Annotated in this window: 8 protein-coding genes; 3 read left to right on the forward strand and 5 right to left on the reverse strand. The window is 46.3% G+C overall.

Annotated elements, in window-relative coordinates; all coding sequences use genetic code 11:
* The first annotated feature begins 331 nt into the window (after nucleotides 1-331).
* Nucleotides 332-538, forward strand: a complete 207-nt coding sequence (locus R7E38_RS00915; RefSeq protein WP_005374843.1) for a hypothetical protein — start codon at nucleotides 332-334, stop codon at nucleotides 536-538.
* A 96-nt stretch (nucleotides 539-634) separates the two neighbouring features.
* Complete coding sequence (locus tag R7E38_RS00920) at nucleotides 635-1,351, forward strand: DsbA family protein (RefSeq protein ID WP_053349997.1); 717 nt, start codon at nucleotides 635-637, stop codon at nucleotides 1,349-1,351.
* 69 nt (nucleotides 1,352-1,420) lie between these two features.
* On the opposite strand, the gene R7E38_RS00925 is transcribed toward R7E38_RS00920, so the two are convergent.
* From R7E38_RS00925 to R7E38_RS00945, 5 genes are all read right to left on the reverse strand, one after another.
* Nucleotides 1,421-3,481 (reverse strand): alpha-amylase, encoded by a 2,061-nt coding sequence (locus tag R7E38_RS00925; RefSeq protein WP_226082750.1) that lies wholly within the window; start codon nucleotides 3,479-3,481, stop codon nucleotides 1,421-1,423.
* Between the two features lie 180 nt (nucleotides 3,482-3,661).
* Nucleotides 3,662-4,336 (reverse strand): monofunctional biosynthetic peptidoglycan transglycosylase, encoded by a 675-nt coding sequence (mtgA, locus tag R7E38_RS00930; RefSeq protein WP_054865800.1) that lies wholly within the window; start codon nucleotides 4,334-4,336, stop codon nucleotides 3,662-3,664.
* 136 nt (nucleotides 4,337-4,472) lie between these two features.
* Entirely contained in the window at nucleotides 4,473-6,665 is a 2,193-nt protein-coding gene (glgB, locus tag R7E38_RS00935) for a 1,4-alpha-glucan branching protein GlgB (protein ID WP_226082749.1), read from the reverse strand.
* Nucleotides 6,666-6,948: 283 nt separating this feature from the next.
* A complete protein-coding gene (malQ, locus tag R7E38_RS00940) occupies nucleotides 6,949-9,129 on the reverse strand; it encodes a 4-alpha-glucanotransferase (RefSeq protein WP_005374838.1) in 2,181 nt (726 codons plus the stop codon).
* 117 nt (nucleotides 9,130-9,246) lie between these two features.
* Entirely contained in the window at nucleotides 9,247-11,700 is a 2,454-nt protein-coding gene (locus R7E38_RS00945) for a glycogen/starch/alpha-glucan phosphorylase (RefSeq protein WP_053307964.1), read from the reverse strand.
* Between the two features lie 734 nt (nucleotides 11,701-12,434).
* On the opposite strand from R7E38_RS00945, the gene malT reads away from it, so the two are divergent.
* Entirely contained in the window at nucleotides 12,435-15,143 is a 2,709-nt protein-coding gene (gene malT / locus R7E38_RS00950; RefSeq protein ID WP_226082748.1) for an HTH-type transcriptional regulator MalT, read from the forward strand.
* The last annotated feature ends 36 nt before the right edge of the window (nucleotides 15,144-15,179 follow it).

Genomic DNA, 15,179 nt, shown 5'->3' on the forward strand with positions numbered 1-15,179 from the left:
ACTTCTTCATCAACTCAACAAATGATTCTGACGAATATTGCTTTCTACAACATTCATGACGTACTTCATACTTTGGCATTGAGGCAACATCGATTAACTCGAAAGTAACATTCAGCCACGAAATTTAGGTTAGGATGGCCCGGTCATATGTAAACGGCATAAACCAGAATTAACAGGACTATACGACCCATTGTTACGCTCACAATATAAAATAGCCAAATGGACACTCGCCCTCGTGCTTTGGGTGGTGATGATATGCTTAAGCCAAAATTCTGGTTTCTCGAAAAACTGCCCGAAGGCTCACCAAATACAGAGTCAGCAAGATGAGAGTGTGAATTTATCACCATCTTGCGACCTTTCAGAAAAGCTGGTTCAAGCGTACCAACATCAGTTTGATCATATTCTTATTCCATTTTTTCTGTTTGCTTTGATTGTGGCGCTGCCGATGACAACCACAGCAATTCGTTATCTGGAATACACAGAACCGATACCGGAAAAGTATCGGGTTCACCTAAAACTTTGCGTGTTTAGAGAATAAAGCCAGCAAGGCGAGAGACCTTTCTGCCTGACTTTTGTGCATATTTTATTCACTTCACATAACAAACAACGAAATTTAAAAGTTTTAGGAAATATTATGACATTCACTCGTACACTTTTGGCGTTAACGATGGCTATCGTATCTGCCGTATCTTTCGCATCAGAAAAGACCGCAGAACAAAAGCTAGAGGAAGTTAATCAGATACTAAAAGATAACCCTCAAATTCTTGATTCATTGCACCAAAACCTTCAAGAGTACATTGCGTATCAACAGTCATTTGGCGACACCTTGAAGGAGGTTCGTCAATATCTAAGTGATGGCAAACATTCCTCTTTTGGTGCTGAAAACCCTGAGTTAACCATTATTAACGTAACAGACTACAGCTGCCCTTTTTGTAAACGTTTAGAAGGAGAGCTGGTCAAAGTTGGTAAGGAATATCCGCAGGTAAAAGTGCTTAACCTCAATGTCTCTTTTAAAGAACAATACGAGAAAAACGGCTACAACTCGGCAAGTTACGCATTAAATGTTTGGCAAAACCAGCGAGATAAGTACGAACAAGTGCATGAGTTATTGGTGAAAAAACCGGGCGCACATGACGCACGTTCCTTAAATCAAATCGCGAAAAAAACGGGGACAGAAGCGCAGCTTGTCGACGACAAAGAGACCAAGGCGTTGCTTGATAAAAACTATCAGTATTTCACGCAACTTGGTTTACGCGGCACGCCTGCGTTGATCATTAATGATCAAGTCATTCCTGGCTATGTGCCGTTTGACGAGCTAGAACAAGTCATCGACCAAGAACTGGCGAACTAAAACAACAAAGCCCTTCCCTGATAACTCAAGGAAGGGCTTTTTCTATCTAGGCTTAAAACGAAGTTCTAACTACTTTTCGCGACCCACAAACGCCACAACGACTTTGTCATTGCCAAGCGAGCGAGAGAACACGTACGCGCCTTCTTGTTCAATTACTTGATGCTGACCCGCACCAATCGCTGGGTGCGCTTTACGGAACTGACCAAGAGTTTGCCAGTGTTTGAGCAGCGCTTGCTTCTCATCAGATAGCTTCCATACCATGTCAGAACGAGTGCCTTGGTGGAAATCGTCCGCGTAAGGACCAATGTTACGACCAACTTCATCACCATAGTAAACCTGAACAGCACCAGGGCTCAGAAGCAGTGCATTCGCGGCGTTACGATGCATGCCGTAATCTTTGAAGCGAGAGAAGAACAGCTCGGTATCGTGAGAAGACATGTAGCTCACTAGGTTGAAGTCTTTTTCATTGGCGATAGTATCTGCGTAACTTTGGTAGGTGTCTGCCATTTGGCTGAAACACGCCGCGCCTTTGTCTAACTTCTTCTGCATGTCGAAGTTAATCAACGCATCAAAGCCATCGTCAAAGTAAGGACTGCGATATGCGGTATGTCCCCATACTTCACCCATCATCCAGAATGGCTGACCTGACTTACCATTCTCTTTGCGCCACTGCTCAAGACTGCTTGAAGCCTCTTCTTTCAAGCGTTTCCACACATCGCCTTCAACGTGCTTCACCGTATCGACACGGTAACCATCAATGCCAAAGCGTTTCACCCAATCAGTTTGCCACTCAATTAGGTAGTCCGAGACGGTGTAATTGTCGCGCGCCTCTACGCGAGTACCAGGGTTATCCAATAGCCACTGCGCGGGCTTCACGGCTTTGTCTGATTCGGTGATAAAGTCAGGTAAACCCGCCAATGACATAGTGATATCACTGCTGCCCGGAGCTGGGTATCCCGGTAGACCTGTTCTTACCCAGTCACCGCCCCACCATTTCGACCAGTTTGGACTCTGGTAATCAATATTCTGGTGATAGCTATGCCAATTTTCACCCGCTTTTGGTTGCCAGTCACCCCACTTATTCGGTAAATCAGCGTTTGGTTTTAACACCTCAATACCGTCAAATTGCAAATCGGCTAACGTTGAGTAACCGGTGTGGTTGATTACTGCGTCCATCAAGACTTTAAGGCCACGTTTGTGTGCCTCTTCCACCAGCTTTTTCAGATCATCTTCGTTACCGAAGTTCTCATCAATCTTGGTGAAATCACGCGTCCAGTAACCGTGGTAAGCGTAAAATGGGAATGAGCCGCTATCGCCGCCGCCCACAAAACCGTGTACTTGCTCAACGATTGGCGACAACCAAATTGCATCTGTACCTAGGCTCTTTATGTAATCTAGCTTTTCGATCACGCCTTTTAGATCACCGCCGTGGAAGGTGCCGATCTCTTCTTTGCCGTCTTTCTTGCGACCATAGCTGTTGTCATTGCTGGTATCGGCGTTGTTAAAACGGTCAACCATCACGAAGTAAATGTTGGCATTACGGTAATCAAACGGCACTGCTTCTTTGGTTTTCTTCACTGGCTCTAACAGCACTAAACCGCCGGAATCTTTGCTTGGTGTCAGCGATACTTGCTGATCTTTTACTTCGACCATTTGACCAGAATAGGCATCACGCAACTTGGTGCCATCGGGGAAACTGTCACCCAGCGCAATGGTGACCTCGCCGCCTTGGTAAACCTCACATTGCACTTGTGGGATTGGGCGTTTGAATTCAGTCTTGGCGGCTTTCTTAGGCTCTCGCTTGAAGCGCAGTGTTTTCGCTTCCGCATCAAAAGCAAAAGAGTAATCGCCAGTAAAGCGGATTTTTAACGGCAGTTCTGTTGGCTTTCCACAGTTCAGCGCGATAGGTTTGTTGAATTTGACCTTCTGGCTATCAGGCGCGACACAGTCGCCTTCAACGCCCGTGATTTTGAGCGTGTATCCGTCTTTGGTTAAGGGCACAACCAAAGGCTGCTCTGCGCTTAAAGGAAAGTCACGGCTGTTGGTCGTGGTAGAGATGGTGATGTTTGGCTCGGCGATGGCACTTGCCGATGCAAGCAATAAGGTAGTCGTAATCAGATTCAGTTTCATCGTTCAGTCCATTGGTTGCGCATAGGCGCAGTATTCGTGTTGTAGTTTTATTCACACTAATAGTAAATGGATGAAAAACTGAGCACATCATTCTGAAAGGCTACGCCCTAAAGCTTGTGACGCTTCACATTTTGCTTTTATTGGGGCGTAGTTCTATTTATGAGCAGGGTAAAAGAGAGTTTAAAGCTGCACGCTACCAAGGTTACGCATTTGTCTCATCGCCCAATTGACGCGGCTGATGGTGTAAGAAGTCTGAGGGTAGACTTTGATGCGATACGGATTTGGCAGCACCACCGCAAGCCTTGCTGCTTGGCGTGTTGAAAGTTGTTTAGCAGGAATACCAAAGTAGTTTTGCGCAGCGGCTTCCGCGCCATAAATACCTGGACCAAACTCCACCACATTCAAATACACTTCAAGAATGCGTTTTTTACTCCACATTGCTTCCATCAGCAGAGCAAAATAAAGCTCATACGCTTTGCGCACATAAGAGTGTGAAGGAAACAGAAACACGTTCTTTGCAGTTTGCTGAGTAATCGTGCTCGCACCGCGAGAGGGACCGTTCTCGCCAGACTCTGAGATCACTTTAAACAAGGAATCAAAATCCACTCCGTAATGGGTCGGGAACTTTTGATCTTCTGTCGCAATCACGGCCAGTTGAATGTGTTTAGAAATATCACTCAAAGGCACCCATTCATTTTGACTCTCTTCAGGAAATCCTTCAGGAGGAGAAATCATGCGGCTGATCTTCCATCCCCAAATTGGTGGATCGATGTATTTCACTATGCCAACGAGCATCACTGGTAAAAGCAAAAGCACCAATAAGATATTGAACAGAAGGGATTTAATCTTTCTCAAAGTCCGACCTAGCCTGATTTAACAAAACAATATGATGCAAGTATAGAGTATGCAGTCTGTTTATCGTTAGTGAAAACTTGGTCAAAAAAAGCCCGATTTACAATGTAAAACGGGCTTAGAATTTGATTAGACTAAATTATTTGTGCAGCTTGTAGAACACAGTTGAAAGTGGAGGCAAACGAAGCTCAAGTGATTGAGGCAGTGATTCACTTTCAACTTTTTCCGTTTTCACACTGGTCAGCACTTTAAAATCGCTGCCGCCGTATTTGCTGTCGTCTGTATTCAGTAGCAGTTCGTATTGACCTGCATTTGGAACGCCTAAACGAAAGCGCTCGTGTGGTACGGGCGTAAAGTTGGTGATGATGAGAATACGCTCACCTTCTTTACTAATACGCTCGTGCGCTAGGATGCTCGCATCCGCTTCGTCTTGTAGACGCCACTCAAAACCAGCAGGAACACAATCTTGATCGTGCATCGCCGCTTCATTTCGGTACAAGTGGTTCAAATCTCGCATCAGCTTTTGAACGCCTTGATGACGCTCGTATTCTAGCAAGAACCATTGCAACTGATCATCGTGGTTCCACTCCGCCGTTTGACCGATTTCCGCGCCCATGAAGTTCAGCTTTTTGCCCGGTTGACCATACATATAACCGTAGTATGCTCTTAGGTTTGCGGTTTGCTGCCATTCATCGCCCGGCATCTTGTTGTGAATAGAGCCTTTGCCGTACACCACCTCGTCGTGAGAGAGAGACAAGACGTAGTTCTCGCTGTGCGCATAAACTAGCGGAAATGTGATGGTATTGTGGTGGTATTTGCGGTGAACAGGATCTTCTTTGATGTATGAAAGACTGTCGTGCATCCACCCCATATTCCACTTGAAGCCAAAGCCTAAACCACCCATAAAGGTTGGCGCAGACACACCCGGAAACGCCGTTGACTCTTCCGCAATCGTCATCGCATTCGGGAAGTGCTTGTACACTTCTTCGTTCATCCATTTTAAGGTTGCGATTGCGTCGTAGTTTTCGTTGCCACCATCAACGTTCGGGACCCACTGATCGTGGCTACGTGAATAATCGAGATAGAGCATCGACGCAACAGCATCGACACGAATGCCATCAATATGGAATTGTTCAAACCAGTACAGCGCATTCGAGACAAGGAAGCGACGTACATGTTCACGGCCTAAATCGTAAATGTAGGAGTTCCAATCTTGGTGCCAACCGCGACGAGGATCTGGATCATGGAACAGAGGCGTACCATCAAAGTTCGCTAAACCATGATCATCCGATGGGAAGTGCGCAGGAACCCAATCCAGCACTACACCGATACCAGCTTGGTGACACGTATCCACGAAGAATTTGAAATCATCAGGTGAGCCAAAACGGCTAGTTGGTGCAAACAAGCCAACAGGTTGATAGCCCCATGAACCATAGAATGGATGCTCAGACACAGGCATCAGCTCAACGTGGGTGTAGCCCATATCCACAAGGTATGGCACCAACTGCTCCGCGAGTTCGCGGTAGTTCAGGAAATCACCTTTCTCGTCGCGCTTCCATGATCCAGCATGCAGCTCGTAAAACGATAACGCTTCATCACGCTTTTGTGTCACTGCGCGATTTTGCCATTTCGCATCTTGCCATTGGTAACGCTTGTGATCGTAAGTAATGGATGCGAACGATGGGTATTGCTCAGAGTAGAAACCCCAAGGGTCTTGTTTGTGTGGCAGCCCTTCCCCATTTGGCCCTTTGAGCTCAAATTTGTACTGAACGCCTTCTTCTAAGCCAGGAACGAATAGGCCCCAGATACCGTAGTCTAGGCGTTGCATTGGATGACGACGGCCATCCCATTGGTTGAAGCAACCCACAAGGCTAACAGCAGATGCATGTGGTGCATAAACAAGGAAACGCACACCAGAGATGTTTTCACCGCCACGTTCTAGCGTGACAAAGTGTGCGCCCATGTAGTGATACATGTCTTTTGGCGTATGCAGATGCTCGTACTCTTGGTAGATATTGTGGTACTGGTACGGGTCATCAATAATTTGTTCAACACCATTCCAATCGACCGCTAAACGGTAGTGGGTCAGGTGTAAATCGCGTTGCTCTTTTAAGATGAAACCGCTGTCGCCATCACGCTCAAGCGCCACACGAGGTTCACCATTAACAAGCAGTTCAACCTTGTTTGCGCCCGGCATCCAAACTCTCAGCGAAGCTTCGTCGTCAATGAAAGGACCCAGCGCCGCAAATGGATCTGAGTAAGCCGCCTCAGCAAGCAGTTCGTATGCGCGTTCGTGTTGTTTCTTTATTTTCTTGGTTTTGGTGGTTTTCAAATCTTTCTCCCTAGAGCCAACATCCTTTTCAAGACCAGAGATCTGAATCAAACATCGGTTTCTCCACAGCCAACGTTGTGAACTCACAAAAAGACTCCGCTTCTCACGTTCGTTGCGTAAACGGCGTCAAAATACAAAAATGCCCGCTATTGTCGCGGGCATAATAACGGTACTTCATCCTAACGGATTGTGTTTTAGGAATGAGTGACCTAGACGGAACTTTCGTACCTCTGAGCTAACAAAATTGGTAATCAGCTCGTCCATCTACGTCACTCTAGGCATCTTACTTACTCGCCTGTGCGCGAACTTCAGTAAGGCGTTTAGAAATACGATTCACATCTTCACGGCTGAAGATTTCATCTAGGTTCATCGACAATTTACGACGCCAGTTTGGATACTCATCCACCGTACCAGGAATATTGACAGGTTGATCCATTTCTAGCCAGTCTTCAAGCTGAACGCTAAGCAGTGCAGAGTCACCCGCGGCTACGTGCAGTTGCAGCGCTTCGCTTAGGTATGAATCCATTGGCACGTACTGAGCATCATGACCAATGCCTTCTGGCAGATAGCCATGCCAGCGAACACTGTCTAGAATGCCTTGTTTGCACTTCAAGCGGTCAGCGAATAGGCCTTCCAACTGCTGCTCATCAGGGTACAGACCAATCTCACGCCCCATCTTCAAGTCATCACAGTGCCAGAAACCGCGTAGTGTTGGCATATCGTGCGTACACAGCGCAGCCATAGACTGCTCAGCGTAGTGCTTCGGAGAAATAAAACCGCCGTCGTCTTTTGATGTTTCGAAGAAGAAGACTTTGTACGAATGCACACCCGCATCACGAAGGATATCAACGATTTCATCAGGTACAGTACCCAAGTCTTCACCGATTACAGAACACTGATGACGGTGAGATTCCAACGCTAGGATTGCTAGCATGTCTTCAACTGGGTAGTACAGGTATGCGCCTTCTGTCGCTTTCTCGCCTTTTGGAATCCACCAAAGGCGAAGCAGGCCAAGTACGTGGTCGATACGCAATGCACCACAATGCTTCATGTTAGCACGTAGCAATTTGATGTAAGCGTCGTAGCCAGTCGCTTCTAAAACCTGAGGGTTAAGCGGAGGCAGACCCCAGTTTTGGCCTAGTGGACCAAGTACATCTGGTGGTGCACCGATGCTTGCATCCAATACTAGCGCGCCTTCATCAGCCCATGTTTCACTACCAGAATCAGCAACACCAACCGCAAGGTCACGGTATAAACCCACAGCCATGCCTTTTTCTTCGGCTAGCGCTTGCGCTTCTTTGATTTGATCGTCTGCGATCCATTGCAGGTACATGTACAAGTGAACACGATCTTGGTTGTCCTTAATGTACTTCTGAGTACCAGCTGCGTCGAATGTGCGGTATTTCTCAGGGAATACAGGCCAACCCCACATGTTTGCATCTTCTGCATGTAAATCAGCATGAAGTGCATCGAATGCAGCTTGATGTAGCAAGCTGTCGCCGCCTTTTTCAACAAAGTCCAAGAAGGCACGAGCGCGATCGGTGTTCTTGTCTAAATGGCGAGCTTTAAACTCACTGAATAGCAGCGGAAGAACGCTCATTTTTAGTTGCGAAACTTCGGTGTAATTCACCCAATGAGAGTCTCGCGCTTTTTGTAAACGTTGTTGGAACTCTGCGCTACCAACACGCTGTTGTGCTTCTGCACTTAGCGCGAATTCAGGTACAGAGCTTACGTCGATGTACATGATGTTCAACCAACGACGAGAAGACGGGCTGTATGGGCTTGCCCCTTCTGGATTCGCAGGGAACAGCGAGTGAATAGGGTTCAAGCCAATGAAGTCACCGCCACGAGAGGCAATATCACTCACCAGTTGTTTTAGGTCGCCAAAATCACCGATGCCCCAGTTATGCTGAGTACGCAGTGTGTAAAGCTGGATACTAGGACCCCATAGCTTTTTGTGTTGGTTTAGATCGTCTTGTTTGAAACACGCTTTCGGCGTAATGATCAATGACATCTCGTAAGGTGTTTTACGACGCTTACGACTGATGATCAGTTTGTGATAACCCCAAGCCAAGTTCTTTGGCAATGCAAACACTAGAGGGCCACCCTCAGCACGCTCATCACGAACAATTTGGGACTGAAGATAGCCTTCAAGTACCTCTCCTTGTTCTGTTTCTAAACGCCAGCTGAATTCACTCTCACGAGCACTCGTACCTAGGTTTAGTTCCACTTCGACTGGTTCGCCGTCGCGTAAAACAAGAACAGGGGCTAGTACGTCTTTTTTATGTTTCTTTTCAGCAGAAGCCAGTAGTTTTTCATCACTGCTAGTATCGTAGCCAAGCGAAGCGAGCAAGCGGCGTAGCGTCTCCTCAGACACTTTAGCCTCATCTCCCCAAGCACTGACATAGCTATCAGCCAATCTCGCCATTTCCGCGACTTTCTTTAATGCTGTTTGTTCTTTCATCGCTTTCTCCGAAGGTAATACCAACACCTTCCATGTAGGGTTTTATTGTTATCAATAACTTCTTTTGGAAAATGACCAAAGGTAGCGCTTGGCTACCTTGGTCTTAACTAGGTTCTATTAGCGTTTCACCGCTTCAAGTTTCCAGATATTGTTCACGTAGTCTCGGATTGAGCGGTCTGACGTGAACTTGCCAACAAGGGCGGTATTAAGAATGGCCTTCTTCGCCCAGCCAGCTTGATCTTTATATTGTTCGCTCATGTCTTCGTGCGCTTTCACGTAAGATGCAAAGTCCGCAAGACATAAGTACGGGTCACCGCCGTCTAGTAGGCTGTCGTATGTGGCACGCAGTAAGCCCGGTTGACCTGGAGTGAATTCTTCACCCAGTAGTAGGTCCATGGACGCTTTGAGTAAGTGATCCGCATTGTAGTAATCAAATGGGTTATAACCTTGAGCTTTCAGCGCTTTCACACCTTCAACATCTAGACCGAAGATATAGATGTTCTCATCGCCTACTTCCTCACGAATCTCAACGTTTGCACCATCCATTGTACCGATAGTTAGCGCACCGTTTAGCGCCATCTTCATGTTACCTGTACCTGATGCTTCTTTACCCGCTAGCGAGATTTGTTGAGAAACGTCAGCCGCAGGGATAATGATTTCAGCCATGCTCACGCGGTAGTCAGGGATGAATACCACTTTCAGCTTGTTACCGATGCGAGGATCGTTGTTCACCTTGTCTGCAATCTTGTTGATTGCGAAGATGATTTCTTTCGCTAGGTGGTAACCCGGTGCTGCTTTTGCTGCGAAGAACACAACGCGTGGCGTACACTCAAAACCTGGTTCATTAAGAATACGGTGGTACAGAGACAGTACGTGTAGCAAGTCTAGATGCTGACGTTTGTACTCGTGCAGACGCTTGATTTGAACATCGAAGATTGCATTAGTATCGAGCTCGATACCCATGTTCTCTTTCACCCAAGTTGCTAGGCGTTCTTTGTTCTCTTTCTTCACTGCCATGAATTCTTTTTGGAATGTCGCGTCAGTAGCGTACTTCGCAATACCTTCAAGTTGCTCTAGTTTCGCTGGCCATTCTGGGCCGACTTTCTCAGTGATAAGCTGAGACAGACCTGGGTTACAGAACTTCAACCAGCGACGTGGCGTAATACCGTTCGTTACGTTGTGTAGACGTGTCGGGTACATTTCGTGGAACTCTGGGAATAGGTCTTTCTTAACCAATTCAGAGTGAAGTGCTGCTACACCGTTTACTGCGTAAGAGCCGATTACACATAGGTTTGCCATGCGAACCATGCGGTGGAAACCTTCTTCGATGATAGAAAGCTTCTGTTGTTTCGCGACATCACCCGGCCACATTGCACGTACGTCTTGTAGGAAGCGGTGGTTGATCTCGTAAATGATCTCCATGTGACGTGGTAGCAGGTGCTGGATTAGCGACTCTGGCCATGTCTCTAGTGCTTCTGGAAGTAGCGTGTGGTTGGTGTACGCAAATGTCTTAGAGCTGATTTCCCAAGCCGCTTCCCAAGTTAAACCTTTTTCATCCATCAGGATGCGCATTAGTTCAGGAATCGCAATCGTTGGGTGCGTATCGTTAAGCTGGATAGTCTCTTGCTTAGGTAGATCCGCTAGCGAGTAGCCTGCTGCTTCGTGGCGACGTAGGATGTCACGTACAGACGCTGCTGAGTGGAAGTACTGCTGCATCAGACGCAGTGTTTTACCTTTCTCGTGGTTGTCGTTCGGGTAAAGCACTTTAGTGATGTTACCTGCGTCGATCAGTGCGTGCTGAGCTTCGAAGTAATCACCATTGTTAAAGCTTGCTAGTGAGAATGGTGCAATCGCCTGACATTCCCAAAGACGTAGCGGGTAAACCGTGTCTGATTCGTAACCCACAATTGGAAGATCCCAAGGCATTGCTCTTACTGTCATGCCTGGTACCCATTTGCGAACCTCTTTACCGTTCTCGTTAATCACTTCAACGTGACCGTAGAAACCGATCTCTTGCGCAAGTTCTGGACGCGCAATTTCCCAAGGGTAGCCTTCTACACCGCGCCATGCGTCAGGTGCTTCTTGCTGGCGACCATCTTTGAATGACTGTTTAAATAGACCGTATTCGTAATGTAAACCATAGCCGACAGTTGGGAATTCTTGTGCCGCACATGAATCCATGAAACACGCAGCCAGACGACCAAGGCCACCGTTACCCAATGATGGGTCGCGCTCTTCTTCTAGCAGATCAGTTAGGTTGTAACCTAGTTCAGCCATTGCTTCTGTTACTTGTTCGTACAGACCCATGCTGATTAGGTTGTTACCAGTCAAACGACCGATAAGGAATTCTAGCGAAAGGTAGTTAACGCTCTTCGCACTTTTAATGCGTGGATCTTCTTCTGTCGCAAGCAAATCTAGAGTAGTAAATTCAGCCAGAGCATGCCCCATTGCTAGGTACCATGCGCGGCTGTCTGCGTTTTCAATCGTATGAGCGTAAGTTACAGATAGGTGTTTCTTTACGCTTTCTTGGAACGACTTCTTGTCAAATTGTTTTTGTTGAGTAGGTTTCATTACGAAATTCTCACGTCTTTTGGTAATTCATCTGCCATACATCGTGCATTTACCTCTGTGAATAAACATCCTCCTAATTCTCATCCTTTGAAGGAGGAGGGCTGAGGGCGTAGAGGGGGTACCATTGCTAGGTTAGTGATCCAAATCTCAACAAAGTGAACTTTGCACCAGTTCTTAGTGATTTTGATCACAATGGAATGTGAGAAAGGTTAAAACCCGTTCATGACGCTTTTTATAGTCCACTCATCTGATGATGTGAAAATTGTAATATCGGTCACATTAACTCGGTCAGCGTAGAAGAACTTTTCGTAATCTATGTGCAACGCGATCTTAACGCTAACGAAACAAACGATATTTAAGTGACGACAATCACAAATAAAGGGCGTAGTTGATGGTAAATCCATCAACCCTTGAGAATTAGGAAGTGGATCAAAGTAACGAACATTTCTGATGTCGTAACATCCCACTCAGCTCACAGGATTGTACGCTTTTTATACAAACTAGAATTAGGCGATGTGAGTTATTTCTAGTTTTCGCTAGCTTTTATATCTAAGTGACCGTATGGAATGGTTTTTCAGACGGACGCAAGCCCCAACAGTAGCGACATTATCCGGCATTCAAACAGTGTTTTTGATGCTGATGACATCATTCAGTAAGACGGCTTTCAAGGGGGCTTTACTAGAATGATCACGTTGCTGCCATTTGGGTATACATAAATAAGGACATAACTACTAATGTGGATTCCATCTAAGCTTACTCGACCAGGACGCCTGCACAATGCCATCGTGCGCCCACGAGTGTTGGACTTACTACAGCAAGCGCCTTACTACAAATTGGTTTTATTCCGATCCCCAGCAGGTTACGGAAAAACAACAATGGCAGCGCAGTGGCTATCCGATAAGCCAAACGTCGGTTGGTACAGCATTGATGACAGCGATAACGACGGCTTTCGCTTTGTAAACTATCTGCTTCAAGCATTAAACAAAGCCACCAACTTCAGTTGCGCTAACGCACAAAAACTGGCGGAAAAACGTCAGATCTCGTCTTTACGCTCCCTATTTAGCGAAGTATTCGCTGAAATGGCTGACTTTCATCAAGAGTGCTACGTGGTACTTGATGACTACCATTTAATCACGAATGATGAAATCCATGAATCCATGCGTTTCTTCTTAAAGCACATGCCAGACAACCTCACCGTTGTGGTAACCAGTCGTGCAGCGCCGCCTCTGGGCACTGCAAACTTACGTGTTCGTGATTTAATGATCGAAATCGGCAACGAGATGTTGGCGTTTGATACCGAAGAAACCACTCGCTTCTTTAACCAGCGTATCGCCGATGGTATTGATGAAGACATGGCGAACAACCTAAGAACCTATGTTGAAGGTTGGCCATCGGCGATGCAGTTGATCGCATTACAAGCCCAACATCAAAACCGCACATTGGCACAAACTGTAGAGTCGGTATCGCAGTTCAATCACGCGCACTTGTGGGATTACTTGGTCGAAGAAGTGTTTGACTTACTCGATCACGAAACTCGTCACTTTTTAATGCAAGTATCCGTGCTTGACCACTTCAATGATGAGTTAGTGTTTGCCCTTACCCAACGCGAAGACGCACTGGGAATGATTGAATCGCTTAACCGTTACGGCTTATTTATTTACCCGCTCGAAGGGGAACAGAACTGGTTCCGGTTCCATAACTTATTTGGCGAGTTTTTATCTCATGAGCGCCAAGCTCGTATTCCTCAGCAAGAAAAAGATCTCCACCGCAATGCTGCTATCGCTTGGTTACAACAAAAAGCACCACACCAAGCGATTCATCATGCACAAAAATCGAATGATAAGGACTTAGTGGTAGAGATCCTAAACGAATTCGGCTGGAAGATGTTTAACCAAGGCGAACTCAGCACACTGGAAAGCTCAATTAACAAGTTGGACGATGATCTGTTGTTCAGCCACCCAAAACTTACGATGCTCCGAGCATGGTTGGCTCAAAGTCAGCATCGTTATAACCAAGTGGGCCACCTGCTTGAAGAAGCGGAAGAGGAACACAAAAAGCGTAACATTGCGTTAGATATTCATTATCAAGGTCAAGCAAACGCGTTGCTTGCTCAAGTGGCTATCAACAGTAACCAACCAGAAAAAGCTCTCGAATTAGCGGAGCTAGCGCTTAGCCAACTTGATAACACTATTTACCGTAGCCGAATTGTGGCGACTTCGGTTGTTGGTGAAGTTAACCACGTGCTAGGTAAACTAGACCGTGCTTTGCCGATGATGCAACAAACTGAAAAGCTAGCTCGTCAGTATCAGGTATATCACCAAGCGTTATGGGCAATATTGCAGCAAAGCGAGATTTTAATTGCACAAGGTTACGTGCAAGCTGCCTTTGAACTACAAGATTCCGCATTTCGTCTGATTGAAGATCAGCAGCTTCAGCATGTTCCTCTTCATGAATTTTTGCTGCGTATTCGCGCGCAAGTACTTTGGTGCTGGAACCGACTTGATGAAGCGGAAGAATGCGCGTACAAAGGTCTGCAAATTCTCGAAAACCATTCACCAAGCAAGCACTTACATAGCTATTCGATGTTGGCGCGTATTGCGATTGGACGCGGTGAGTTAGACAAAGCTGGTAAATTCATTGAGCATATACAGCACTTGATGAAACAGTCGACTTACCACGTAGATTGGACTGCAAACGCTTCACTATCGTTGATTCTATTTTGGCAAGCGCGCGGGAATACCGATGCAATGCAAGAATGGCTCAACACTGCGGTTCGTCCTGAATCGGCATGCAACCACTTTTCTCAATTGCAATGGCGTAACATTGCTCGCGCCCACATTAACTTAGGCCAATATACCGACGCTCGTGCTGCGTTAGATTTTCTCCAAGGTGAAGCTCGTCGCACTAACCTAATCACAGATACTAATCGCAACTTAGTGGTTGAAGCAGTCCTTTCTGCTCGCCAAAAAGATGAGGAGCAAGCCAAGGCTCTGTTAAAAGAAGCATTAGTAATGACGAACCAAACTGGCATGGTCGGAAACTTCCTGATTGATGGTGCAACCATTGGCGGTCTGCTGGAGAAGTTGAGCCTCCGCCATGAACTGGGCGATCTTGAGCGTCACCGTGCTCAACAGTTAATGAAGGACATTTCATCGAATCAACGTAGCCGGTCGATTCACTTTGATGAAGACTTTATTGAAAAGTTGGTGAATCACCCTAATGTGCCAGAGCTAGTACGTACTAGCCCATTAACACAACGCGAATGGCAGGTTCTGGGGCTGATTTATTCAGGCTTTAGTAACGAGCAAATCGCACAAGAGCTGGATGTGGCAGGTACGACAATTAAAACCCACATTCGCAACCTGTACCAAAAGCTTAATATTGCTAATCGTAAAGAAGCCATTGTGACAGCTGAAAATTTGCTACAGTTAATGGGATACTGAACTGCTAGATAAACGGGTTAAAACGTAAAGTAAAAC

This window comes from Vibrio sp. Vb2131 (genome assembly GCF_033338535.1).
GTDB lineage: Bacteria > Pseudomonadota > Gammaproteobacteria > Enterobacterales > Vibrionaceae > Vibrio > Vibrio alginolyticus.

Coding starts and splice junctions, on each gene's coding strand:
- R7E38_RS00920 (WP_053349997.1), top strand. CDS start 635: ATGACATTCACTCGTACACTTTTGGCGTTAACGATGGCTATCGTATCT.
- R7E38_RS00925 (WP_226082750.1), bottom strand. CDS start 3,481: ATGAAACTGAATCTGATTACGACTACCTTATTGCTTGCATCGGCAAGT.
- malQ (WP_005374838.1), bottom strand. CDS start 9,129: ATGAAAGAACAAACAGCATTAAAGAAAGTCGCGGAAATGGCGAGATTG.
- R7E38_RS00945 (WP_053307964.1), bottom strand. CDS start 11,700: ATGAAACCTACTCAACAAAAACAATTTGACAAGAAGTCGTTCCAAGAA.
- malT (WP_226082748.1), top strand. CDS start 12,435: ATGTGGATTCCATCTAAGCTTACTCGACCAGGACGCCTGCACAATGCC.